Here is a 23,075-nt window from a genome sequence, read left to right on the forward strand (position 1 = left end):
AATGGCACGAAACATTGGGTTGGATGTCCCCATTCCGGAAACAGAATGTGAGGACGCAAATTGTCCGTTTCACGGCACTTTGCCGGTACACGGCCAGGTGATTACCGGCAAAGTCGTGAGCGCCCGTATGAGCGGTACAGTCGTCGTGGAGCGTGAGTACCTCCACTACGTCAAGAAATACAAGCGGTACGAGAAGCGCAGGTCCCGGTATCATGCCCACAGCACACCCTGTCTGCATCCCAGCGTAGGCGACGTGGTCCGGATCGCGGAGTGCAGACCGCTTTCAAAGACCAAGAACTTCGTTGTGGTTGAGGTGATGAAGGAATGAAGGCGCTGCAGTCGACCATTCCACGCGCCCTCGCCACCGGCACCCGGGTGGTCTGCTCTGACAACACAGGCGCACGACTTGTTGAGGTCGTCTCGGTCGATGGTTACCACGGTGTCCGGCGGCGGCAGCCCTGCCTGGGCATCGGCGACATGGCGACCGTGAGTGTCAAGAAGGGCACCCCCGAGATGCGGCGGAAGCTCGAAAAAGCTGTGGTCATCCGGCAGAAGAAAGAGATCCGCCGCGCGAACGGCATCCGTCTCTCGTTCGAGGACAACGCCATGGTGCTGGTCAACGACCGCGGCGAGCCGAAGGGAACCGAGATCAAGGGTGCTGTCCCCCGTGAGATCGCAGAGCGGTACCCCAAGATCGCCTCAATGGCGACGATGATCGTGTAAGGTGTGGTGACAAAATGGTACGCATAGCAAGTAAACAACCGAGAAAACAGCGTAAGGCGCGTTACAACGCACCTAACCACACCAGGGGGCGATTCCTCTCCGCACCGCTCTCCCCCGAACTCCGTGAGAAGCACAAAACCCGGAGAGTCCGTGTGGTCAAGGGCGACACCGTGAAAGTCCTCCGCGGAGATTTCGCTGGTGAAGAGGGCGTCGTCGACGCGGTAGATATGAAGACGTGCCGGCTGGTTGTGCACGGTGTTACGGTGACGAAGGCGGATGGAACTGAGGTTCCCCGGCCGATCGATCCCTCGAACGTGCAGATCACGAAGCTCAATCTGAAAGACAAACTCCGTGCGGAGAGACTCGGAGGCGAAGAATAATGTCCCCCTATCTTAAGCGACTGGTGGCGCCGGAGTCCTGGCACATCCCGAAGAAAGTACAGAAATTCGTCATGAAGACCGCTCCGGGCCCCCACAACGCCGGTGCCCTGCCGGTTGGGGTCTGGCTCCGTGAGCACGTTGGTCTTGCGCAGAATGCAAGCGAGGTCAGGAAGATCCTGCACCAGCGCGATATCGTCGTCAATGGGCGAATCTGCAAGGACCCGCAGATAGGCCTTGGTGTCTTTGATATCGTCTCGATCCCGAGACTCAACAAGCACTACCGGATACAGCTCGACAAGCAGGGCAACCTGGTTGGAGTTGAGATCCCGGCAGAGTCCGCAAAGACCCGGCTCTGCAAGATCCGGAATAAGACCGTCATTAAGGGCGGCAAAGTCCAGTTGAACCTTGCATACGGCGCAAACATACTCGCCGACAACACCTACAAGACAAAAGACTCTATCGTGGTGACCCTCGGGGTTGACGGCGAAGAGCGGTTCCGGATCGTCGATCACTTCCCCTTCGCGGAGGGCAATGTGGCCATGATTGTGGGTGGGAAGCACTCCGGAAAGGTTGGCAGGATCGTTGAGATCATCAAGACTGCAAGTTCCGTCCCGAACCGTGTCGTCCTCGTGGACGACTCGTCAGGGGAGCGGTTTGAGACCATTGAGGATTATATCTTCATGGTCGGTCGCTCCGCAATAGCGCCCGAACTGGAGGCCTCGGCATGAGTGCAATGAAGGATATCTACATTGACAAAGTCGTTGTGCACATGGGCGTTGGTGAGAGCGGTGAGCGTCTGGTCAAGGCCGAGGATATTATGAAGCAGATCACCGGCCAGAAGCCAGTTCGAACCATCGCAAAGCGGACTCAGCCGGCGTTCGGCATCCGGAAGGGCGCACCCATCGGGTGCAAGGTCACCCTGCGCCGGGAGAATGCCGAGAAGTTCATCCAGACCGCGCTTGAGATCATCGATCGGCGGCTCGCGCCCTCGCAGTTTGACCAGACCGGCAACGTCTCCTTCGGTATCGAGGAGCACACCGATTTCCCGGGAATGGTGTACGATCCGATGGTCGGCATCTACGGCATGGACATCAACATTGTGCTCGAGTATAAGGGCGTGCGAGTTGCGCGTCGGAGCGTCGGGCGCAGGAAACTGCCGGTGAGGCAGAAAGTGAATAAAGAGGAAGCCATCGCGTTCATGCGTGAGCACTATCAGGTGGAGGTGTAAGGAATGGCAGAAGAATCAGGGGCCCCTTCGGTAAGCGAGAATAAGAGGAAGTTCGGCCGTGGGGCAAACGAATGCCGCATCTGCGGTCGGAAACAGGGGCTTGTACGTAAGTACGGCATCTACTTCTGCCGCCAGTGCTTCCGCGAGTGGGCGAGCAAGATGGGCTTTAAGAAGATGAACTAGGGGGTTTCGAGAATATGGCACGACTGAATCCAATCGCTGACGCGATGAGCGCAATCAAGAATGCCAGCGATGCTGGGAAGAGTGAGGTAATTGTCGAACCCGCCAGCAAACTCCTCGGCTCAATGCTCCGCGTTATGCAGGAAAACGGCTTTATCGGCGGCTTCGAGTTCATTGACGACGGCCGCGGCGGCCAGTTCCGGGTCCAGCTTACCGGAATGATCAATAAGTGTGGCGCCATCTCCCCCCGGTTCGCGGTGGCGATGGCTGATATGGAATACTGGGAGTCGCAGTATCTCCCTGCAAAGAACTTCGGTATCCTGATTGTCTCAACCTCAAAAGGAGTCATCTCCCATGCGGAGGCTCGCGGCCAGGGTATCGGCGGGCAGTTGCTGGGATTCGTCTACTGAAGGGAGGAGATGCATATGGGAGTTACACGACGGGTTGAGATCCCTCCTGGTGTGGATGTTGCACTCGAAGGCACCATGCTCAAGGTATCGGGACCGAAGGGCACGTTGGCACGGAACATGCGTTTCCCGCAGATCGATGTCACGGTTGACGACAGAGAGGTTGTCGTCTCCACGACGTCTGACAAGAAGCGGTTCCTTGCAATGTGCGGCACGTTTGAGGCCCTGATAAAGAGCATGATCCGGGGGGTCACTGAAGGCTACGAGTATCGTATGAAAGTGGTCTACAGCCACTTCCCGATCCAGCTGAAACTGCAGGGCGATCGTCTTGAGATCAACAACTTCCTTGGCGAGAAGCAGCCCCGGATAGCAAAGATCGTTGAAGGCGTTACTGTCCGGCTTGGGAGCGACGAGGTGATTCTCACCGGTATCGATAAAGAGAAGGTGGGCAACACGGCCGCAAACATCGAACACGCGACCAAGATCACCAAGCGGGACCCCAGGGTGTTCCAGGACGGCATTTACATCACCGAGAGGGCGTGAAGAAGATGGATGAGACAAGAAGATTGATCCGCGTCCGTACCCGGCACAACAAGCCCTCCTTTAAGAGGCAGGGGCTTTGGCAAAAAGCAAAACTGGAAGATGTCTGGCGGCGCCCGCGTGGTCTGCACAGCAAGCAGAGACGCCAGATCAAGGCAAAGGGCGCTCTGCCGAGACCTGGGTATGGCAGCCCCGCTGCGGTCCGCGGCATGCACCCGAGCGGCTATGAAGAAGTGCGGGTTTTTACGCCTGCAGAACTTGCCGGGCTGAATCCGGAGACTCAGGCTGTCCGGATCGGCGGATCTGTGGGTAACAGGAAGCGTGGAGAGATTCAGAAGCGGGCCATGGAACTGGGGCTCAAAGTTCTGAACGCAAAGGACCTCACCCGTGCTGTCGAAGAACCCGCTAAGACCGAAGAAGAGGTGAGCGAGAATGAGTGATCTCGCAAGCCAGAAGCGCATAGCGGCAGCCATCCTAAAGTGCGGTGTCAATCGTGTCTGGTTCGATCCTGAGCGCCAGGCCGATATTGAGGCTGCTATCTCCCGAAACGACCTTCGCGAGCTCATTGCGGAGGGTGCGATCCGGGCACACCCCGTGAAGGGAAACAGCCGGGGCAGGACCCGTGCACGGATGGCAAAGCGTTCCTACGGTCACCAGAAAGGACCCGGACGGAGAAAGGGTGCCGCTGGCGCTCGAAATCCCAAGAAACAGGCATGGATGCGCAAGATCCGTGCACAGCGCCGTGTTCTGCGCCAGATGCGCGACGAAGGCAGAATCGAACGGAGTCTCTATCGCGTGATGTATCGGCGGGCTTCCGGAGGACAGTTCCGGAGTGTGTCGTACCTTGAGGCTCAGATTGAGGCGATGGCAGGGAGGATGAGATAATGGCAACTGGCCCAAGATACTTCGTGCCCTTCCGGAGAAGGCATGAGGGCAAGACAGATTATTACAAGCGGATGGCGCTCCTGTCATCGGGAACACCACGGATGGTTGTCCGGAAGACAAACCGGCAGATCATCGTGCAGTTGATCGTCCCCGAGATTGAGGGAGACCGCACCCTGGTAGCCGCATACTCGACTGAACTTGTCAAGTATGGCTACAAGGGATCGACTTCGTGCACCCCGGCTGCCTATCTGACCGGGATGCTGTTTGCAGTCAAGGCGTTGAATGCGGGGTACGATGAGGCAATCCTTGATATCGGGCTTGCCCGGGCGAAACCGGGTGCACGTGTCTTTGCTGCCCTTAAGGGAGCAGTGGATGCAGGTCTCGACGTTCCCCACGGTGAATCGGTTCTCCCCGATGAGGATCGTCTCAAAGGTGCCCACATTGCCGGGTATGCCCCCGAGCGTGCGGGTGACCTGGTGGAGAATGTAGAGGCTGTGGCTCAGGCCATCAAGAAGGAGCTGGTGTGACATGGCATACGTACAGGAAGAATGGGTTCCGCTCACCGGTCTCGGGCGCAAGGTCGCCGCAGGCGAGATCACCAGTATTGACGAGGTGCTCGCAAGCGGCAGACCGATCAAGGAGCCGCAGATCGTCGACCTCCTCGTGCCCGACCTCGAGGACGAGGTGCTGGACATCAACATGGTCCAGAGGATGACCGACTCGGGTCGCCGCGTGAAGTTCCGGACCGTTGTGGTCGTTGGCAACCGGAACGGCTATGTCGGGTTCGGCCAGGGCAAGGATGCCCAGGTTGGCAACGCAATCCAGAAAGCAATAACAAACGCGAAATTGAATCTCATCAAGGTCTCCCGTGGATGCGGGAGCTGGGAATGTGGTTGCGAGACTGCCCACTCGATTCCCATCGAAGTGACCGGTAAGGCAGGCAGCGTTCGTGTGACGCTGAAGCCCGCCCCGCAGGGGATCGGTCTTGTGACCGGGGATATCCCGAAGAAGGTCCTGCAGCTTGCAGGCATCAAGGATGTCTGGGCCTTTAACCGGGGGCAGACCCGGACGACGATCAACTACGCCAAGGCGACGTTTGAGGCACTCCGACAGACGAATATCGTCAGGATTGGAGGGAAAGAGTGATGTACGCGATAGTGCAGGTACGCGGTGTGGTCAACACCAACCGCGAGATCAAGGACACCTTAAAGATGCTCCGTCTGCACCACGTCAACCACTGTGTCCTCGTGCCTGATACCCCGGCGTATCTTGGCATGATTCGCAAGGTGAAGGACTTCGTGGCGTACGGCGAGGTGGAGCCGGAGACTCTGGCCACCCTCCTGCGCACCCGGGGTCGATTAACCGGGGACGAGCGGCTGACCGACGACTACATCCGTGCGCATACCTCATATGCCAACATCGACGAGTTTGCGGCAGCCCTCTGCAAGGGTGAGATAAACTTGCGCGATCTTGCGGAGATCAAGCCGGTGCTGAGACTGCACCCACCGCGAAAGGGCTATAAAACAATCAAGCGAACCTTTCAGCAAGGTGGGGCTCTCGGTTACTACGGCCCCAAGATCAACGATCTCCTCTATAAGATGAGGTGAGATACATGCCCGTAAATAAGAGATCCAAATATAGGGGTTCACGAACCTGCGGCGGCGGCACGCACAAAAACCGGCGTGGCGCCGGCAACAGGGGTGGACGGGGTAGAGCCGGGCAGCGTGACCACCGTTTCTCCCACTTCTACCTGAAGGGTGAGATATCCAACGGCAAGCATGGTTTTGTCAACAAGACCAGCGTGCCGGTCTCCGCTCTTGACATCGGGGAGATCGATCAGATGGCCGAGGCGCTGCTCCGTGAGGGGCTGGCCACTCAGGAGGGCGATCTCATCGCCCTCGATGTCACCGAACTCGGTATCGATAAGGTACTCGGTGGCGGAAAAGTCACTCACAAGATGAGTATCTCTGCACGGGAGTTCTCCGAACGAGCCCGGGCAAAAATTGAGGAGATGGGCGGTCAGGCAGTGACCGTCTGATCCTTTTTAGGTGAAATACCATGGGAGAACTGCTGGATAGATTCGAACCCATCCTTGCAGCAATGCCTGCAGTCAAAGGTCCGGAGGGGCATGTCCACTTCAAGAACAAACTGATGTGGACGCTTGCAATCTTGCTCCTCTACTTCACATTGACAAATATCGATATCTTTGGACTTTCTCCACAGTCACAGGATATATTCGGACTATGGCGTGCCCTGCTTGCCGGTGCGAGCGGTTCGCTCCTGCATCTTGGTATCGGGCCGATCGTCACCGCATCGATTGTGTTGCAGCTGCTCAAGGGTGCTGGACTCCTACAGATCGATACCAGTGAAGCACGTGGGCAGGTCATGTATATGGGCCTGCAGAAGTTGCTCATCTTCGTGATGATCGTCGTCGAAGCGTTCCCCATGGTTGCGAGCGGGATGATGATGCCCGACCCGTCGGTGGCAATGCAGATCTTCGGCGGGAACATGCTTCTGGTCTCGTTCCTGATCTTCCTCCAGCTCTGCATCGGCGGTCTGCTTGTGGTGCTGATGGACGAGGTCGTCACCAAGTGGGGAATTGGTTCCGGCGTGGGGCTCTTCATCGTCGCTGGTGTCTCGCAAGGTCTCGTGAACGGTTTCCTGAACTGGCAGACGGGCACCGATCCCTTCCCGATCGGGTTCTTCCCGCGACTGATTGCCATAGGGACGTCGGGTGCGAGTTTCCTTGAGTACTTCGGCACGGATATCCTGGCCCTTATCACGACGATCGTGATCTTCATGGTCATCGTCTACGTGGAGTCGACCCGCATCGAGATCCCGCTTGCGCACAGCGCTGTCCGCGGTGCCCGTGCACGGTTCCCGGTGAAGCTCATCTATGCGAGCGTTCTACCCATGATCCTTGTCCGGGTGCTGCAGGCGAACATCCAGATGATCGGGATGTTCCTCTCGAACGCCGGGATCACGATCTTTGGTGAGTTCCAGGGGCAGGTGCCGATCAACGGCCTGATGTGGTACATCGCACCCATCAACTCCCCTCAAGACTGGATGTGGTGGCTCAGCGATCTTGGGCACGCTCCCTGGGAGATACTCCTGCGTATGGGCATCGATATCACCGTCATGGTGGTTGGAGGCGCGATCTTCGCGCTCTTCTGGGTTAAGACCGCCGGCCTCGATTCAAAGGACGTCGCCCGGCAGATCCAGAGGAGCGGAATGCAGATCCCCGGATACCGCCGAAACGCCCAGGTGCTCGAGAAGTATCTCGACCGTTACATCCCGCGGATCACCATCATCGGTGGTGCGTTCATCGGTATCCTCTCGGTCGTGGCGAACCTCTTCGGTGTCATCGGGGCCGTCGGAGGAACTGGACTGCTGCTTGCGGTGAGTATCACCTACCGCCTCTACGAGGAGATCGCAAGTCAGCAGATCATGGAGATGTACCCGTTCATGCGCGGGTTCTTCGGGAAAGAGTAAGTTCAAAGGTGCATCCGCACCTTTCCCGATATTTTAAGATCGTTTGAAGCCCCTCTGGGGGCCGGTTCGTTTTCCTGAAATTATTGCTCTTTTCAAGCACGGGTTAACCCTGGACAGGTCATCCGGTCATCACGCGATTCCTTCCGCGATCGCCCGACATGATTCCGAAAGGAATTATTCTTCAGGCGCGGATTTATTTTACACGCAAACCCAATGCTAATGGAGTGATAGATTTGGGGAAGAAAGTTGTCGTGACGGGGGTTCCCGGCGTTGGGAAGACCACCGTCATCAACGGTGCGATGGAGAGACTGGCGGCTGAGGGTATCCCCTATAAGGCTGTCAACTTCGGCACGTGTATGTTCGAAGTGGCCATGAAAGAGAACCTGGTCTCGAATCGCGATGAGATGCGCAAGCTTGGAAAAGATGTTCAGAAGCGCCTCCAGCAGGCTGCTGCATCCGAGATCGCCGCGATGAGCGGGGATTCGAACATTATTATCGACACCCACAGCAGCGTCAAGACCCCGGGCGGTTTTCTTGCAGGGCTGCCTGAGTGGGTGCTCCGGGAACTGATGCCCGATATGATCGTGCTTGTTGAGACCGACCCGGACCAGATCCTGACGCGCCGGCTTGGCGATGCCTCGAGGATCCGCGATATGGAGGGGTTCCGGGAGATTGCAGAGCACCAGGAGTTTAACCGTGCCATCAGCGCGGCATATGCGATGTACACCGGCTGCACCATCAAGATAGTCAGAAACGAGAACTTCCTGCTTGAGAAGGGCATTGACGACCTGGTGAGTGCGCTGAGGTAACCTGACATGGTAGACCTGAAGAAGCACGGCCCGACGATCGCCCTCCTCTTCACCATGCTGGTCTTCCTCTCGTACAGCATCGAGTGGGTGCGAGTGACGATCGGTGCGATAATGGATGCACTGCTGGGCCCCTTCATAGATACCCTCGGCGTACCATTCTTTGTCATGATTCTGGTCCTCTCCAGTATCACAGGTCTCTATTCATCGCTCGTCCAGAAGTACACCATCGATTACGAGAAGATGCAGGAGTCGCAGGCAAAGATGCGAGCATTTCAGAAGGAGTTCCGGGAAGCCCAGCTCTCCGGGGACGAGAAGAAGATCAAGAAACTTCAGACGAAGCAGGAGCGGATGATGCAGGAGCAGCTTGAACTATCCCGACAGCAGTTTACCCCGATGGCGATCATCCTCATCCTGACGGTTCCGATCATCTTCTGGCTTCTCTTCCGTCTCCCTCCTGGAGGGGCGGAGATCAGCATCACGAACGGCATCGTTCTGCCCTTCCTTGGAACGGTTGGCCTCTCGGACTTCGCGTTCTGGATTATCCCTGCCTGGATCCTCTGGTATATGATCTGTTCGCTGACCATCAGCCAGGTGATAAGGAAGTCACTTAACATCGGAGGGCTCTGATGCGAATCACTATCAGCGGCCCGCCGGGAAGCGGCACTACATCGCTTGCCCGTTACCTGGCCGGAAAATATGGATTTAAGATCATCTCCGCGGGGGAGGTCTTTCGCCAGCTCGCCCGGGAGCACGGCATGGATCTCGCTGAGTTCGGCAGGCTTGCGGAGAACGATCCCTCGATTGACAAGATGATCGATGCCCGACAGAAGGAGATTGGTGAGGAGACTGATGATATCATCATCGAGGGTCGACTCTCAGGATGGATGGTTGAGAACGCCGATCTCCGGATCTGGCTTTCTGCACCCCTCTCCTGCCGGGCAAAGCGGATAGCAGGCCGTGACGGAATGGACGAAGAAGAGGCTCGGATCTATACCGAGAACCGGCAGCGTTCGGAAGCAACTCGCTACCAGAACTACTATAACATCGATATCGCCGACCTCTCGGTATACGATATCGTCCTCTCGTCTGAGACCTTCGGCGTGGACGCTCTCGGCGCGATTGTGGATACCACAATCAAGTGCCTAAAGAAGCGAGAGACCGAGACCTCCTAGGGTATTGTTCTCTTTGCTTTTATCTTTTTAATACGGCGGAGCCGCGTCCACTCCTGGCGCTCCATCTCGTCGCGCTGGTCCTCGATAAGCCGACGAATCTCTTCAAGTTCCGGGATGACTTTGAACTCCAGCGCGTTCACCCGCCGCCGGGTCCGTTCGATCTCGTCGAGCAGGTGTTTGACCCCGCCTTCGAGTTCGGCGCTTGTGATGATTGCTTCGAGGAGATCTTCGTAGGCATCAGCGGCATCATCGATGACTGACGAGGTTCCGAGGAGACCATAGCCCCGTTGCTCAAGCGTCTTTTTTATCATAACCGGCTCGAAGTCAGGGAGGTGCACTCCAAAGACATTCTTGCGCCCGGCCTTGTAGGTCGGGGCGGTCTCAACCGAGAGAGCTGCAAGGAGCACTCCGGTTCCCCCCCTCCATCATGGTGGCGACCGCCGCCATCTCACGGGCCCCGGTGTACCTTTTCTCGAGAACTCTCCGATGCAGGGCAGCCTGTTCGGCGAGTTTGGTTAATTCCAGCATCATACCGTCGAGTTTCATCGATAAGAGCCGGTGTATCCGCTTCGCGAGTGCCAACTGCCGCCTGACGATCAGAAGGCCGGACCGGGTGGGTTGGATCTTGTCCGGTGGCATGGTTGAGCTCCTATACGACGATGTACTGCCATATTCGCTCTGCCGGCAGCCCGAATGCCTTGCCTCGTGCGATTGCCCTCAGATTTGCAATCTCATACCTCTTGCGCTCCAGGTAGGCAAGTACCGGGAGAACTGAGAATGGGTGACGCCGGGAGAGGGCCTCCATCTGGTGAAGTCTGATCCGGGTGATGGCCATCTCGATCTCGTGAACCGGCCGCTGGCGCTCGTGCCACCGCTGCCAGACCAGTTCTGCGGCATCAGTGCTGGAGAAGTCCGGGTCCTGCCGGAGTTCGCGCACCGCCTGGGCCAGAACCGGAGCGATATCGGTCTTGAGGAAGACGTTGAGAAACTCTCCTTCCGTCTCAATGCCGTAAAGTCGCTGCAAGAGGCTTAGGGGGATCCGGCCGCCCGGGATCATAGTCCGTTCGATGGTGGTGATGTCGCATGCTTCTTCTGCACAATGGAGCCGGAGGAGGTTTCTCATGTTGGTGATATCAATCTCGAACCGGAGGTAAGCAATCATTTCCTGGCACCCACTGCACCCGGATGTGCCGAGATTGAGCAGTTTGGTATAGTATTCGCGGTAGAGTTCATTCTCAAACTGGGCAAAGACACCTTTCTCTCCGCAGGCCCGGTATTGCTCTGCAAGGACCGGGTAGAACCGCCAGCCTCTAAGCCCATCAATAACCTCGCTACAGGATGCAAGAGAGAGAAGGTGATTGAGGTGCGCGTCGTCGATCTCCCCCGCCGGGATGAGGAGGTCGCGGATCTGTTGTCGATCCACGTTGTGGACCGTGCCCCGCAGGATTGCCATGACGTTTGCAATATCCCACCGGGCAAGATACTCTCTCGTCAGAGTCTGCAGGTCACCGGGAGCGATCGCCGTGGCGTGATGGAAGGACCGCGAGAGGTTCTGGTTTACTGCCTCTTCGATGAGTTGCGCACCGGTAAACTCATGCGCAAGACTCACGATATCCTGCCTGTAATCCTCCTGTCGGCCAAGGTGGGTGATGATCTCCGGTATGCTCATCTGCATGATCCTCAGGTATTCTTCACGAGGAAGGAGTGTGGTCTTCCGTACCCGGAATCGCGTGCAGGCATAGATGTAAGACGGGGAGATCATACTGGACGGGACCATGCAGACTTCCATGACTGCTTCCCCATATAAATGCACACCCGGGTCCATGGGCAAGATTCATGATCGGTGCCTCCAATCTCCGGGTCATGCCATACTCGATCGTAACGGGCGATCTCTTCCGTGCCCATGACGATCCCGGCCATCCCGAGTCGCAGGGACGTCTCGATGCAGCTCTTTTGGGCGTACCGGCGGACGCTCGCCGCATAACCCCAAAACAGGCGACGCTCGCAGATCTGGCGCTGGTGCATACGCACCGGCATATCGAAGCCGTCCGGTCGTTCTGCAGGGAGTGCCCCCCTCGTCGGGCCTGCTACATCGACCCCGACACCTATGTCACACAGGGTTCGTTCGATTCGGCCCTGTATGCAGCAGGAGGTGCAATCCTTACAGTGAACCGGGCGCTTGATGGTGAACACTCGTTTGCCCTGGTCCGCCCGCCTGGACACCACGCCGAGCCCAACCGGGCGATGGGGTTCTGCCTCTTCAATAACGTCGCCGTGGCGGTAGAGAGGGCGCTCCGTGAGATCGATCGGGTGGCAATTCTCGACTGGGACGTGCATCACGGGAACGGGACACAGGCGGTGTTTTACACCTCCGGCCAGGTGCTCTACTGTTCGGTTCATCAGGCGGGAATCTTCCCCGGGACCGGATGGCCGGATGAGCAGGGTGCCGGTCATATCATCAATGCCCCGCTTGAACCGGGTTCGACCGGTGCCGATTACGCTTTAGTCTTTCGTAAAGTCTTCATTCCGGCGCTTGAGCGATTTGAACCGGATCTGGTCGTGGTATCGGCAGGCCAGGATGCCCTCTTTGATGACCCGCTTGGCTCAATGCGACTTCGCCCCGAGGACTTTGGAGTTCTGGTGGGGATGCTTGTGGACCAAAGTCCCACGCCCCTTGCCCTCGTGCTCGAGGGAGGTTACGGGCGGTCGCATCCAGAGGCCATCGGGGCGATCTGCGCCGCCCTTGACGGAGGACGCTTCACCCCTACGGGCGGCGAGCCGAAGGCAAGCACCCGGCGGCTTGCCGATGCGCTTGGTGGCATTGAGCGCACTCTCCCCGCATAATTGGAGAGGAGCCACCGGATGAGACCGTCACCCTTAAGCCGCTGGCTTCGTCTCCGGAGATTTGAGACTTCCAGGACATCGATGATGCGGCGATGGAGGTGTTGTGCCCGGCACGGCGGTGGTTCGAAGTGACTCTTAACAGATCGTCGATTATATATACATAAATGTACATCTATGTACTGTGATGTATCCGATGGTGTCGGGGAGATCCATCCCCTCTGCCTTCCCTGCGACCACCCCGCAGGAGCTCTTCTGGCCGCTCCCTCAGCCACGTTGGCGTGCGTAACTCGTTTCATCACTCAAACCGGACCGCTGTCGAACGCCATATTGTATATTGATACCATGAAGTCGAGATATATTGCAGTTGTCGGCATACTCCTTGCCGTAGGGGCCATCATCAGGTATATGTCCCTCCTGATCCCCGGTCCCATCGTATCGAACCTTGTGATCGCCTTCTATAGCCTTGCTATCATTCTTGCTCTGCCAACGCTCCGCGAGGCACTCGGGATCGGCATTGTCGCGGGTATCATCTGTGCCCTTCTCAGCCACTCGATCTTCCCGCCGGCAAATCTCATCAGTGAGCCAATCGGAGCGGTCGTCTGCCTTGGGGCCTACCTGGCACTGAAAGACCGGATCGTCTTCGCTCCGGCCGTAACGACGCTTCTAGCCACCCTCGCAAGCGGGTTCACCTTCATCCTTGTCGCACTCCTCGCGGTGGCCCCAACGGTGCTTGGGACGTTCGGGACCGTCAGTGCGTTCCTTGCAGTCACCGTTCCGATCGTCCTCATCACTGCAGCGGTGAACGCCGTCGTTAGCCAGGTGCTCGAGGTGCCGGCATCGCGGGCATTGATGCGTTCGACCAGGCAGACGGTCCCGACACGGAGTGTGAATCAGGTCGATGAGCCCTGAGATCGAGCGGGAGACAGTCCTTGGCCTTCAGGGGGTCTCCTATACCTACCCGGGCTCCGTAACACCGGCCCTCAAGGGAATCGACCTTGATATCCGGCGGGGCGAGATCGTCTTCGTCACCGGGCCTACCGGGGCGGGGAAGACGACCCTCTGTCTTGCAGCATCCGGCATCCTCCATCACGAGTACGGTGGCATCATCGAGGGGACAGTCACCATCCTCGGTAAAGACGTCCAGGACTACCGGAACATGGGCGAGATCGGGAGGAGCGTCGGCGTGGTCTTTGACGATGCCGATGCTCAGCTCATCTTTACGACCGTCGAAGAGGAGGTGGCCTCAGGTCTAGAGAATCTCGGAATCCCCCGGGAGGAGATGCAGCAGAGGCTCCGCTACGTGATGGAGGCGACCGGGATCGTCGATCTCGCGGACCGGGCGCCGCACACCCTCTCCGGTGGGCAAAAGCAGCGTGTTGTCCTCGCAGCAACCCTTGCTCTCGGGACGGAGATCCTGATCCTTGACGAGCCGACCGCTGAACTGGATACTGGAGCGACCCGTGCGGTTGCCTCCCTCCTCCGGCGGCTCGCGGACGAGGGCACGACCGTGCTCATCGTCGAGCAGAAACTCGACGAACTGACTGAAATTGCGGATCGGATAATCCTCATCGAGGACGGTTCGATCAGAAGAGTGGGGTCTTTGGCAGAGATGATGCAAGATGCCCTTCTGCACCACCTAACTGACGATGGGCTCCCCTTTTGCCGCCAGTCGGTAACAGCACCTGAAAATGGTGCACCTGCGATCGTATCCATTCGGAATCTCGTCCACCGCTATGACGGGGTTGCAGCCCTCAAAGGTATCGATCTCGATGTTGCTCCCGGTGAGATCGTGGCCGTGGTTGGGGAGAACGGCTCAGGAAAGACAACGCTCATCAAGCATCTCAACGGGCTGCTTCGCCCAACCGAAGGCAGCGTCTCTGTCGACGGACTGGATGCGGCAACCGTCCCGATAGCGGATCTCGCGCGGCGTGTGGGCCTTGTCTTTCAGAACCCCGATACCATGCTCTTTGCGGAGACTGTTGAGGACGAAGTGGCCTTCGGGGTCCGGAATATCGATCCTCACTGCAACAATGAGCCGGTTGAGGCTGCGTTGCGGGAGGTCGGTCTCCTCCATCGAAGGACGGACTACCCCCGGTCGCTCTCACGGGGTGAACGGCAGCGCCTCGCGATAGCGTGCGTCATCGCCATGCAGCCGAAGGTCATCGTGCTCGATGAGCCTACGACCGGGCTTGATGCCCGCGAGGCAGCGCGCATCATGGAGATTCTCGAACGCTTACGGCAGGAGGGGCGCGCGATCATCATGGTGACGCATGATCTGCGTCTTGGAGAGAGGTATGCCGACCGGATCATACGGATGGAACAGGGAAGGATCATCGGTAGCGAAAGTGCCAGTATGGAGGAACCATGTCTGAGATTATGCAGTACGTCGCCAGGGAGAGCGCCTTTCACCGCCTCCACCCACTCACCAAACTGATCTTTGCGGCCCTCGTCGTGGCCCTTGCGGTGCTGACGAGCGATCTCGTGATGCTCGCGCTCCTTGCCGGGGCGGTCGTGGTGGTGGCGATAGCAAGCGGACTCGCCCGCGACCTTCTTCGCCAGGTGCCTCTGCTCCTCTCTCTCGCGGCAAGCCTGCTCCTCCTCACGGTCCTCACCATCCGAAGCGGTGCTATCCTTGGCTACCTGGTCCCACCCACAGTCCCGGTGATCGGGGGGGCCTTTCCGATCACGGCGGGCGCGGTTGACCTTGCCGTTGCGATGTCGCTTCGGTTTGCGGCGATGCTCTTTGCCTTCCAGCTCCTGGTCATATCGACGCAGCCGCGCGATCTCGTCCATCTCATGGACCGCCTTCGCATGCCCGTCGACTACACGCTCATGCTCCTGATAGCCCTCAGGTTCATCCCGAGCCTGCAACTTGAAGGGAAACGGATCCATGAAGCGCAGCTCGCCCGCGCCTACAACCCCGGAAAGGGCCTTGCCGGGAAGATACGAGGGCTCTTTCCCATCATCATCCCGCTGGTCTCAAACTCTCTCGGGAAAGCCACGGTCCTCGGGCTGACCATCGATCTCAGGGGCTACCGCTCCGGCAGGCGGACGCCGATGCGCAACCTCTCGCCGGGCCGCGCCGACGTCGCCTGTATCTGTTGCATGGCCCTGGCAACCGCAGGATATTTGGCCGTGCTGCTCGTATAAACCCGGTATGCGCAACGGTGCACCTCCGAAGGCGTTCGAGTTCTACATCGGCGGGAGTGTCGGGCCGTCCCTCTATGTCAGGCTCGCAGAAGGCCGGCTCTTCTACGAGCGGGCAAGTGCCGGCGGCTACTCCGGGGAGGTGATGGAGGCATCGCCGGCTCCGGAGGAGTGGGCGCAGTTCCGGGAAACCGTCGACCGGCTCGGCGTCTGGGAATGGGAGCCGGAGTATCTCTCCGCTCACTCCTGCTGCGACGTCACGTACTGGCACCTGAGGCTGGATATGGACGGACGGGCGATCGTCGTTTCTGGCGCAAACGCCTATCCGGGCTCAGAAGGCCCTGAGGTCTCGGGAGCGTTTCGCGGGTTCCGCGCGGCGGTGGAACGGCTGATCGGGAAGGAACTGTAATGCTTTAGGTGTTCGAGACTCTTCTCAAACTGGTTAAACCGGGTCGGCTCGACGATCATCGTGACGTTGCGGGGGAGGGCCGCGATTACACGCCAAAAATCGATCTTCCCCTCCCCGCATGCCAGGTGGTCGTCCCGATTGCCGCAGTTATCATGCAGGTGGACATGAATTGCTCCTCCTCGCTCCAGAAACTCTTCCAGGTTGCCGTTTGTGTGGGCATGCCCCACGTCGAGGGCGAACCCAAGACCGAGGTCCGCAAGGCGGTCGAGGAACCCCGGCTCCCGGAAGAAACAGACCTCCCACGCTCCCATATTCTCGACGGCGAACCGGACGTTCACCTCTTGCTGAACTGCGGCGAGGTCTTCAAGCGATCGGTCGAGAGCAGCCTGCGCGGACCCGCGCATCTCTTCTCCCCAGATGTGTCCCGGGTGAACGACCAGCCGTTCGGCGCCGATCCTATCGCATATTCCAGTGAGGTCTGCAATCACTCTGATGGCCGCTCTTCGAAGGTGTTCGTTCTCCGACGCGATGTTGATATCGGCTACCGGTGCATGGACGGTGTAGCGGAGATCGAACGAATGACAGACCACTTCAGACCGAAAGAGGTTATGGGGACCATCGGAGAGGATCTCCGCAAGGCCCGTACGGCCGGCAATGAGGCCGAGCGCCTCCTCGAGTGGCCGGTCCATCAGGCAGCAGGTCGAGCAGCCAATTATCTCTCGCGGCGGCATGAAGCCCGAGTTCCAGTCACTCAAGAGTTATTACCCCTGGATACGGCATCTGGTGTGTATACCTTCCTGGCCCTATCTCTTTGCTCTGAGCCGGAGGACGATGAAAAGCGCACAGACGAGTGGAATCAGACCGAATCCAGGCGCCTGGGTTGCAGGGATCGCTTTCGGAGCGGGCTCATCAAAGAGATCCGGGCGGAGGTCTCTTGCCACCTCTTCAAGCGCATCCACGATCCGTGGTCCCCCCCGGCTGACGGTGTCGGCGTCGACAACGTAGACATGACCGTTCTTGACCGCTTTCAGATTCTGCATCCGGGGTTCGTTCATGAAGTAGTCGTAGATTACGTCGTACCCCTCCTTGCTCATGCCGGTGCCGGAACTGACGAGGATATAATCCGGATCCGTAACGATGAACTCTTCAAGACTGACGATTCCCCACTCCTCGATGGAACCGAACGCATTGATTCCTCCGGCCAGCGTAATCACCTCGTTCTGGAACGTCCCCCGGCCGCTGACCCAGAGTGGGTCGTACCAGATGACGTGGGCGACGGACGGATGGTCGGCCGGGCTCTCGGCCGGGTTCTCGGTGACAGCCCTTATACGCTGCTGAAGTTCCCTGATGAGCACGGATGCCTGCTCTTCCTGCCCGGTCGCCCGTCCGGCAAGTTCGATGTCGTGCAGGACGCCGTCGATCGTCTGCGGGTCGAGGGTGACGACGGTCATCCCGAGCGATCGCAGGCGGTCAATGACTTCGTCGGTGTTGGCGGGCGCGGCGAAGATCAGGTCGGGCTCCATAGCGATCACCTTCTCGATATTGACGGTGCTGAAACCGCCTACCTTCGGTTTATCTGCTGTTGCCGGGGGATAGTCGCAGCGTTCGGTGACGGCGACGATGCGGTCTTCAAGCCCGAGGGCATACAGGATCTCGGTGTTGGAAGGCGCGAGCGAGACGATTCTCTGCGGTTCTCCCTGGATGAGGACGGTCTTCCCGGAGTCGTCGATCACCGTTATGGATCGTTCGCCGTCGTCTGTGGGTGTCGCACCGACCGTCCCGGCAAGCAGGAGCAGCACGATGAGCGATGTAACGATGAGTAACAGGCGCTTGGTTTGCATAACTATAGTATAGTTGCGTTGAAGTCATTATTTACAAATCGGATTCACGGTGCGGCATAAAGGCGCTTACTTGTCATAGGCCTCTCATTCCCCTTCCCAAACGATCCTGTGCATTTCACCGTGCTTGGCGTTAGGGGGTGCGATCGCACCCGGACCCGTCCCGCGAGAGATAGGCAAGAAGTTCCGCCGCCCCTTCGATTCGGTGCGCCCCGCGCGCCTCAAGGTTTGTCAGCACCGCCCAGGCTTCGCCTCCGGTGAAGTCTTCCATCCGGGCGGTGTGGTCTCTTGCGTAGAAGATTATGGGCTTTTTGGGATAGTCGAGCAGCACCTGGAGGTTGTCGAGGTTCCCCTTGCCGATCGGCATTGCCGTAACGATGACGGTATCTGCGCCGTCAAGGCACTCCCGGAGGCCCGCGAGTGATTTCGGGGTGATATTGTGAAACGGGGGTTCTGCGACGCAGGGTATACCGAGGTGCATGGCCGTCCCGTAGTCCGTGTCGAGGACGTTTAAGATACCGCAGGTGACCGCGAAACCCGCAGTATGGAGGAGGTGGAGGATATCGGAGCCCGTCCCCCCGCCGCAGACTACGTGCACCCGTCGGTTCCCCCCCGAACCCGACTGGTGCATATACACCGGCAGGACGTATGGTCTCCCCGTCAGCGGGTGCGATTTGACGAGCACCTCCATCCCGAAGACCTCGCGGATCTTCTCACGGGTCAGGACTTCGGAGGGCGTTCCCAGGGCGTAGACCCTCCGATCTTTGAGGAGCAGGAGCCGATCGCAGTAGTGTGCGGCAAGGTTTAAGTCGTGAAAGACGCTTACGACCGTGATCTCCTCCGCAAGATCCCGGATGATGTTGAGGATCTCGACCTGGTGGCTGACGTCGAGGTTCGAGGTTGCTTCGTCGAGGAGCAGGATCTTCGGCTCCTGTGCGAGCGCCCGTGCTATGAGCACGCGCTGGCGCTCCCCGCCGCTGATGTCACGCACCGAGGTCCCGGCGAGATGTGCGACGTTCGCAAGGCGCATGGCGCGATCGCAGATCTCCATATCCTGGGCCGTCTCGGAGGCGAACCTTCCGATGTAGGGGTGCCTGCCCATCATGACGACGTCGCGCACAGAATAATCGAAGCCGATTGAGATATCCTGCGGAACGACCGCAACCCTGCGCGCAAGTTCACGATGCTCGAATGAGTCAAGATCCCGTCCCTCAAGCCGGATATCTCCGTTATCCCGGGCGACAACCCGGCTCATCGCTTTCAGGAGCGTCGTCTTCCCCGATCCGTTCGGCCCGACGATACCGAGGATCTCACTTGCGTCTGCGTTGAACGTGATCGCTTCGAGGATCTTTTTGGCGCCGTAGGAGACGTCGATATCGATGATCTCAATCGGTTTCATGCTTTCATCCGGCTCCGGAGGAGGTATATGAAGAACGGTGCGCCGAAGCAGGCGGTTATAATGCCAACAGGCATGTCGCTCGTGAAGGTTCTTGTGAGCGTATCTGCCCATACGAGGAGGATGGCTCCTGCGAGCGCGGCTGCAGGGAAGAGAACGCGGTGGTCGGGCCCGACGATCAGCCGCATAACGTGCGGGGTAATGAGGCCGACAAACCCGATCGATCCGGCGATCGAGACGGCAATGCCCGCCAGGAACGCGCTCAGTGCGAGGAGGATCCGTTTCACACGCTCGACGTTCACCCCAAGATGGGTCGCGTCCTCTTCGTTTAAGGCGAGGATATTGAGGTCGCGTGCGAAGAGATAGATCCCTGCAACCCCGATCAGGATAGGGAGGGCGGCGAAGACGTCGTTCCACGATATGTTCCAGAACCCTCCCATCAGCCAGAACATAATCTGGTGCAGGCTCTGCCCTGCGGTATACATGAGGAAGGAGAGGAGTGCCGACAGAAGCGTTGAGAGGGCGACACCGGAGAGCAGGAGCGTTTCGATCGGGATCTTGCCGCCTTTGCGGGCGACGAAGTAGACGGTGAATGTTGCGACCATTGCCCCGATGAACGCGAGTACCGGGCGTCCCGTGCCGGCAAAGAGGACGATCGCGATCGTGGCCCCGAGCGCCCCGCCCGATGAGGTACCGATGATGTATGGGTCGGCCATGGGGTTGCGGAACAACCCCTGCATGGCCGTGCCTGCTACGGCAAGTGCGCACCCGACCAGCGCTGCGGCGATCACCCTCGGCAACCGGATCTCCCAGAGGATCATCCAGGCGTTATCCGAGGAAAACAGCGAGCCAGGGGAGATCCCGCTTGGTCCGAGAGCGACCGCGGAGGCCATGCTGATGAGAAGCACGCCGGTGAGTGTTACGATGATGATCGGTGCCGTTCTCCGCATAGGTGTGTTATAAAAATTAATTTTACTTTGTTAAAACCTATCTGGATTATCTGTGGGGGTTCTCACCCTGGATCGGGTGTATATGCAAATGATCCCGTCGATGTGCGAATCTCTCCCCTCTAACTGCATGGAGCAAACCTCATACCCCTGCATAACCAAACGATCTGGCATATGGGCAATCTGAATGTTGCCGTGCTGGGACCCGCAGGGTACGCGAAGGACCTCGGGAAGAAAGGCACGACCTCCGATATCACATTCTACAACCTCAAGAAAGGTGAGGATACCGTCACCTTCATCGAACCGACACGGTATCCCGAGCGGTTGGCTCCGCTCTTTTATGCCGTATCGCTCGCTGATGTGGCTCTTGTCGTTGTCGGCGAGATCACCCCGACGCTCGGGGAATGGGTACTGATGCTCGATGAGGCGCGGGTGGAGCGGGGTTACGTCATCCTCCAGAATTACCTGACCCAACAAGAGGTCGCCCCGCTCTTCCGCGGGACAGTGCTTGAGCACTACGAGTTCGTAGACGCTGATCCGATCGCGCTGCGCGATCTCATGCTTGGCGCGGCGCATGCCCGCCCCTCCTCCCAGCCCGGTGCCGATGCTTCTGGAACCATCCCCATCGACCACCACTTCAACGTCCGCGGCATCGGGACGGTCATCCTCGGCGTCGTGGCGCGGGGGGGTATCCACAAGCACGATACCCTGAAGGTCTACCCAGGGGAGAAGGCGATCTCGGTCCGGTCCATCCAGAAGCACGACGACGACTTTGACTGGGCCGCTGAAGGCGACCGCGTGGGGATCGCGCTCAAGAACATCGACTCCGACGAACTCGATCGAGGTTTTGTCCTCTCGAGCGACCCCAACATCCGGACCGGGGCTCATATCGAGGCACGAGCCACCCTGGTCAGGTACTGGCCGGCACCGCTTGCCGTAGGAACTGTTCTCCACCTCGGTCACTGGATGCAGTTCATCCCGGCGCGGGTTGAGGCGGTGCGGGATGATGGGGACTGGCGGCAGCCGACGCTCACGCTTGCGCTCGAAAAGGATCTCGTCTACCTCCCGGGCGACACGGCGGTGCTCCACTACCTCGAGGGCGGGAAACTCCGGATCGCCGGGCATATCGAGTTGGTGTGAGCGATAGTTGTGGGAAACCCCGGATTACTGGGTCACATACTCTCTTTTTTGAACACTTCGGCTGCTGGAGTTTCTGGTCCGTGGGCTGTTGCAGGTCCGGCCCCGCACTCCTATCCTGAGGTTTGTGTCTCGCCTCTCGGCCTTTCCCGGGCTCGTCATGCCTGATTACCGGTGCACCTGGGGACGTGCGTGACCCGCACCTGACGGTGTATCTCTCGGGGCAACCACGACAGGAACCAGGCGACGTTTAAAAAAAGAGGGTTTAAATGAGCCTGAAGAAGGGGTGGGTGTCCACCTGGGGCTCGATGCCGAGGTCGCGCACCGCTTCCAGCACGACGATGTCGGCGTAGGCCTGTGCGGTGATCATCGCTTCCACGTTCTCGATCGGGCCGTACATGATCAGGTCGGCACCGAGGGTGCTTGCAATCATGTTGCAGCCGATATCGGGCGCGGACCAGGCTGCCTGGCGCATGCCGTCCAGCCCACCGAGGTAGTGGTGCAGGAGCTGCTCGACGAGCCCTTCCTTGCCCTCGAGGCCGGCGAGCTGCTGCGAGGGGGTCTTCTTCGTTCCCTTCCAGCGCTTCAGCCAGGTCCAGGAGACGGTCATGTTGTGGTAGGCACCACCGGTGGGGAGACCGTGGATCGCCTTGCAGGCGAGGATCTCACGGTAGGAGCCACCGGAGCCGAGACCGAGCGGGGTTGCTGCGGTGTCGAGGATCGGGCGGGTGATACCGCACTTCTCCGCGATCTCGAGCATACCCATCTCCTGTCCGGCGACACCGCCCTCGACCAGGACCTTCTCGCGGCCGGCAACCGAGGGGTCGGCGGGGTTGAAGGCGAGGACAATGGCTGCGTTCACATCGCTCTTGGCCAGCGCCTCGATGTTCTCCGGTCCGATCGAACCGTTGATCGAGTTGTAGATCGCACGGTCCGCAACGCCGGCCTGGGTGACGTACTCGCATGCGTGGGCGAGCGCCGCCGGGACGGACGAGTCCATCAGGAACGCGGTCTTGTCATCGATGCTGCAGAACCAGTCGATGTAGCTCTCGAAGGCCTCACCGTATTCCGCGATGATCTGGATGAAGTGGGGGATTCCGGTGATGTCGGAGAGTTCCTGGCAGCGGTTCCAGAGCGCCTCTGCCTTTGCTTTGTCAATCTTGCCAGTGTGGTCATCCAGTACAACTTCGTGCTTGTTGTAGAAGATGGATGCAGCGAGCACGGTCGGGTATTCTCCAGGCTGCCCGCCGATCTTGGTACCGTTGAAGTCGTGTACCACCTGTTCTTTTTCGAATTTGAACATATTCGTCAATCCTCCTTTATACGTACCCTATCAATTTGGGCAGTAATACCAACAACATCATGAATACAATCAAACCTGCGACCAGTCCGTACAGGATGCCGATATCGCGCCCGATCTTCCTTCCGACGCGCTGGGCAATCTCGGCATCGACGAACTCGATCCTCTTCTCGATGGCATTGAGCCTCTCTTCGATCTCAAGGAACTGTGGGTTTGCGCCTGCAACGACAACTTCTGCGCC

Annotated in this window: 33 protein-coding genes; 24 read left to right on the top strand and 9 right to left on the bottom strand. The window is 58.8% G+C overall.

The genetic code is table 11. The annotated features are described in order from the left end of the window. Position 1 precedes the first annotated feature (1 nt). The 18 genes from ACI94_RS05375 (at position 2) to cmk (ending at position 9,816) form a co-directional block, all read left to right on the top strand. The gene (locus ACI94_RS05375; RefSeq protein WP_286681182.1) at positions 2-328 is read left to right on the top strand and encodes a 30S ribosomal protein S17; all 327 of its coding nucleotides are present in this window, start codon (positions 2-4) and stop codon (positions 326-328) included. After that, positions 325-723, top strand: coding sequence for a 50S ribosomal protein L14 (gene rpl14p, locus ACI94_RS05380; protein ID WP_286681183.1), 399 nt, complete (start codon positions 325-327; stop codon positions 721-723). Before ACI94_RS05375 ends, rpl14p begins: the two co-directional genes overlap by 4 nt. Positions 724-737: 14 nt before the next feature. Then, positions 738-1,103 (top strand): 50S ribosomal protein L24, encoded by a 366-nt coding sequence (rplX, locus tag ACI94_RS05385; protein WP_066957293.1) that lies wholly within the window; start codon positions 738-740, stop codon positions 1,101-1,103. Continuing rightward, entirely contained in the window at positions 1,103-1,831 is a 729-nt protein-coding gene (locus ACI94_RS05390; RefSeq protein ID WP_066957291.1) for a 30S ribosomal protein S4e, read from the top strand. The genes rplX and ACI94_RS05390 overlap by 1 nt, the downstream gene beginning before the upstream one ends. Continuing rightward, entirely contained in the window at positions 1,828-2,331 is a 504-nt protein-coding gene (locus ACI94_RS05395) for a 50S ribosomal protein L5 (RefSeq protein WP_066957289.1), read from the top strand. The genes ACI94_RS05390 and ACI94_RS05395 overlap by 4 nt, the downstream gene beginning before the upstream one ends. Before the next feature lie 3 nt (positions 2,332-2,334). Next, on the top strand, positions 2,335-2,514 hold the full coding sequence (locus ACI94_RS05400) for a 30S ribosomal protein S14 (protein WP_066957287.1): 180 nt from the start codon (positions 2,335-2,337) through the stop codon (positions 2,512-2,514). A gap of 14 nt (positions 2,515-2,528) precedes the next feature. Further along, a complete protein-coding gene (locus tag ACI94_RS05405) occupies positions 2,529-2,921 on the top strand; it encodes a 30S ribosomal protein S8 (RefSeq protein ID WP_066957285.1) in 393 nt (130 codons plus the stop codon). Between the two features lie 15 nt (positions 2,922-2,936). After that, on the top strand, positions 2,937-3,461 hold the full coding sequence (locus ACI94_RS05410) for a 50S ribosomal protein L6 (protein ID WP_083524805.1): 525 nt from the start codon (positions 2,937-2,939) through the stop codon (positions 3,459-3,461). Between the two features lie 5 nt (positions 3,462-3,466). After that, positions 3,467-3,898 carry a 50S ribosomal protein L32e gene (locus ACI94_RS05415; RefSeq protein ID WP_066957724.1) on the top strand — a complete coding sequence of 144 codons (432 nt, stop codon included), beginning with the start codon at positions 3,467-3,469 and terminating at the stop codon, positions 3,896-3,898. Then, complete coding sequence (locus ACI94_RS05420; RefSeq protein ID WP_066957281.1) at positions 3,891-4,343, top strand: 50S ribosomal protein L19e; 453 nt, start codon at positions 3,891-3,893, stop codon at positions 4,341-4,343. The genes ACI94_RS05415 and ACI94_RS05420 overlap by 8 nt, the downstream gene beginning before the upstream one ends. After that, entirely contained in the window at positions 4,343-4,870 is a 528-nt protein-coding gene (locus ACI94_RS05425) for a 50S ribosomal protein L18 (RefSeq protein WP_066957280.1), read from the top strand. The genes ACI94_RS05420 and ACI94_RS05425 overlap by 1 nt, the downstream gene beginning before the upstream one ends. A gap of 1 nt (position 4,871) precedes the next feature. Then, a complete protein-coding gene (locus ACI94_RS05430) occupies positions 4,872-5,489 on the top strand; it encodes a 30S ribosomal protein S5 (protein ID WP_066957278.1) in 618 nt (205 codons plus the stop codon). Continuing rightward, on the top strand, positions 5,489-5,950 hold the full coding sequence (locus tag ACI94_RS05435) for a 50S ribosomal protein L30 (RefSeq protein ID WP_066957276.1): 462 nt from the start codon (positions 5,489-5,491) through the stop codon (positions 5,948-5,950). Before ACI94_RS05430 ends, ACI94_RS05435 begins: the two co-directional genes overlap by 1 nt. 5 nt (positions 5,951-5,955) lie before the next feature. Continuing rightward, positions 5,956-6,381, top strand: a complete 426-nt coding sequence (locus ACI94_RS05440; RefSeq protein ID WP_066957274.1) for an uL15m family ribosomal protein — start codon at positions 5,956-5,958, stop codon at positions 6,379-6,381. 20 nt (positions 6,382-6,401) lie between these two features. Beyond that, entirely contained in the window at positions 6,402-7,835 is a 1,434-nt protein-coding gene (secY, locus tag ACI94_RS05445) for a preprotein translocase subunit SecY (protein WP_286681184.1), read from the top strand. Between the two features lie 233 nt (positions 7,836-8,068). Then, on the top strand, positions 8,069-8,644 hold the full coding sequence (locus ACI94_RS05450; RefSeq protein ID WP_066957269.1) for an adenylate kinase: 576 nt from the start codon (positions 8,069-8,071) through the stop codon (positions 8,642-8,644). 6 nt (positions 8,645-8,650) lie between these two features. Beyond that, positions 8,651-9,271, top strand: a complete 621-nt coding sequence (locus ACI94_RS05455; protein WP_273258994.1) for a DUF106 domain-containing protein — start codon at positions 8,651-8,653, stop codon at positions 9,269-9,271. Beyond that, positions 9,271-9,816 carry a (d)CMP kinase gene (gene cmk, locus ACI94_RS05460; RefSeq protein ID WP_066957264.1) on the top strand — a complete coding sequence of 182 codons (546 nt, stop codon included), beginning with the start codon at positions 9,271-9,273 and terminating at the stop codon, positions 9,814-9,816. The genes ACI94_RS05455 and cmk overlap by 1 nt, the downstream gene beginning before the upstream one ends. Here the strand turns inward: cmk and ACI94_RS11045 are convergent. Genes ACI94_RS11045 through ACI94_RS05470 form a run of 3 tightly spaced genes read right to left on the bottom strand, consistent with a single transcriptional unit; the run spans position 9,813 to position 11,605 of the window. Then, positions 9,813-10,223: a V-type ATP synthase subunit D gene (locus ACI94_RS11045; protein ID WP_353743243.1), complete on the bottom strand. Its 411-nt coding sequence runs from the start codon at positions 10,221-10,223 to the stop codon at positions 9,813-9,815. The two genes, cmk and ACI94_RS11045, sit on opposite strands and share 4 nt — an antisense overlap. Beyond that, positions 10,198-10,455: a V-type ATP synthase subunit D gene (locus ACI94_RS11050; protein ID WP_353743244.1), complete on the bottom strand. Its 258-nt coding sequence runs from the start codon at positions 10,453-10,455 to the stop codon at positions 10,198-10,200. The genes ACI94_RS11045 and ACI94_RS11050 overlap by 26 nt, the downstream gene beginning before the upstream one ends. Positions 10,456-10,465: 10 nt before the next feature. After that, the gene (locus ACI94_RS05470) at positions 10,466-11,605 is read right to left on the bottom strand and encodes a V-type ATP synthase subunit C (RefSeq protein ID WP_236707438.1); all 1,140 of its coding nucleotides are present in this window, start codon (positions 11,603-11,605) and stop codon (positions 10,466-10,468) included. 74 nt (positions 11,606-11,679) lie between these two features. On the opposite strand from ACI94_RS05470, the gene ACI94_RS05475 reads away from it, so the two are divergent. The 5 genes from ACI94_RS05475 to ACI94_RS05495 all read left to right on the top strand — a co-directional run bounded on the left by ACI94_RS05475 (position 11,680) and on the right by ACI94_RS05495 (position 16,216). Then, positions 11,680-12,660, top strand: coding sequence for a histone deacetylase (locus ACI94_RS05475; protein WP_066957720.1), 981 nt, complete (start codon positions 11,680-11,682; stop codon positions 12,658-12,660). A 342-nt stretch (positions 12,661-13,002) separates the two neighbouring features. Continuing rightward, the gene (locus tag ACI94_RS05480; RefSeq protein ID WP_066957260.1) at positions 13,003-13,569 is read left to right on the top strand and encodes a hypothetical protein; all 567 of its coding nucleotides are present in this window, start codon (positions 13,003-13,005) and stop codon (positions 13,567-13,569) included. Further along, entirely contained in the window at positions 13,559-15,094 is a 1,536-nt protein-coding gene (locus ACI94_RS05485; protein ID WP_066957258.1) for an ABC transporter ATP-binding protein, read from the top strand. Before ACI94_RS05480 ends, ACI94_RS05485 begins: the two co-directional genes overlap by 11 nt. Next, entirely contained in the window at positions 15,025-15,810 is a 786-nt protein-coding gene (locus ACI94_RS05490; RefSeq protein ID WP_066957256.1) for an energy-coupling factor transporter transmembrane protein EcfT, read from the top strand. Before ACI94_RS05485 ends, ACI94_RS05490 begins: the two co-directional genes overlap by 70 nt. A gap of 7 nt (positions 15,811-15,817) precedes the next feature. Continuing rightward, the gene (locus ACI94_RS05495) at positions 15,818-16,216 is read left to right on the top strand and encodes a hypothetical protein (RefSeq protein ID WP_066957254.1); all 399 of its coding nucleotides are present in this window, start codon (positions 15,818-15,820) and stop codon (positions 16,214-16,216) included. Here the strand turns inward: ACI94_RS05495 and ACI94_RS05500 are convergent. The 4 genes from ACI94_RS05500 to ACI94_RS05515 all read right to left on the bottom strand — a co-directional run bounded on the left by ACI94_RS05500 (position 16,129) and on the right by ACI94_RS05515 (position 20,400). After that, positions 16,129-16,971 carry a sugar phosphate isomerase/epimerase gene (locus ACI94_RS05500; RefSeq protein ID WP_150468717.1) on the bottom strand — a complete coding sequence of 281 codons (843 nt, stop codon included), beginning with the start codon at positions 16,969-16,971 and terminating at the stop codon, positions 16,129-16,131. The genes ACI94_RS05495 and ACI94_RS05500 overlap by 88 nt on opposite strands. A 48-nt stretch (positions 16,972-17,019) precedes the next feature. Beyond that, positions 17,020-18,057 carry an ABC transporter substrate-binding protein gene (locus ACI94_RS05505; RefSeq protein WP_066957250.1) on the bottom strand — a complete coding sequence of 346 codons (1,038 nt, stop codon included), beginning with the start codon at positions 18,055-18,057 and terminating at the stop codon, positions 17,020-17,022. A gap of 130 nt (positions 18,058-18,187) precedes the next feature. Beyond that, positions 18,188-19,453: a heme ABC transporter ATP-binding protein gene (locus tag ACI94_RS05510; protein ID WP_066957248.1), complete on the bottom strand. Its 1,266-nt coding sequence runs from the start codon at positions 19,451-19,453 to the stop codon at positions 18,188-18,190. Continuing rightward, entirely contained in the window at positions 19,450-20,400 is a 951-nt protein-coding gene (locus ACI94_RS05515) for an iron ABC transporter permease (RefSeq protein WP_273259003.1), read from the bottom strand. Before ACI94_RS05515 ends, ACI94_RS05510 begins: the two co-directional genes overlap by 4 nt. 171 nt (positions 20,401-20,571) lie before the next feature. Here ACI94_RS05515 and ACI94_RS05520 point away from each other — a divergent pair, with 171 nt between their 5' ends. Then, positions 20,572-21,537: an EF-Tu/IF-2/RF-3 family GTPase gene (locus tag ACI94_RS05520; protein ID WP_286681185.1), complete on the top strand. Its 966-nt coding sequence runs from the start codon at positions 20,572-20,574 to the stop codon at positions 21,535-21,537. A gap of 262 nt (positions 21,538-21,799) precedes the next feature. Here the strand turns inward: ACI94_RS05520 and mtrH are convergent, their stop codons facing one another. Next, positions 21,800-22,837: a tetrahydromethanopterin S-methyltransferase subunit H gene (mtrH, locus tag ACI94_RS05525; protein ID WP_286681186.1), complete on the bottom strand. Its 1,038-nt coding sequence runs from the start codon at positions 22,835-22,837 to the stop codon at positions 21,800-21,802. A 16-nt stretch (positions 22,838-22,853) separates the two neighbouring features. Beyond that, the coding region (gene mtrG, locus ACI94_RS05530; protein ID WP_286681187.1) for a tetrahydromethanopterin S-methyltransferase subunit MtrG at positions 22,854-23,075 on the bottom strand (222 nt) is incomplete at its 5' end.

Source organism: Methanoculleus sp. DTU007 (assembly GCF_001512385.1).
In the GTDB taxonomy this organism is placed as follows: Archaea; Halobacteriota; Methanomicrobia; order Methanomicrobiales; family Methanoculleaceae; genus Methanoculleus; species Methanoculleus thermophilus.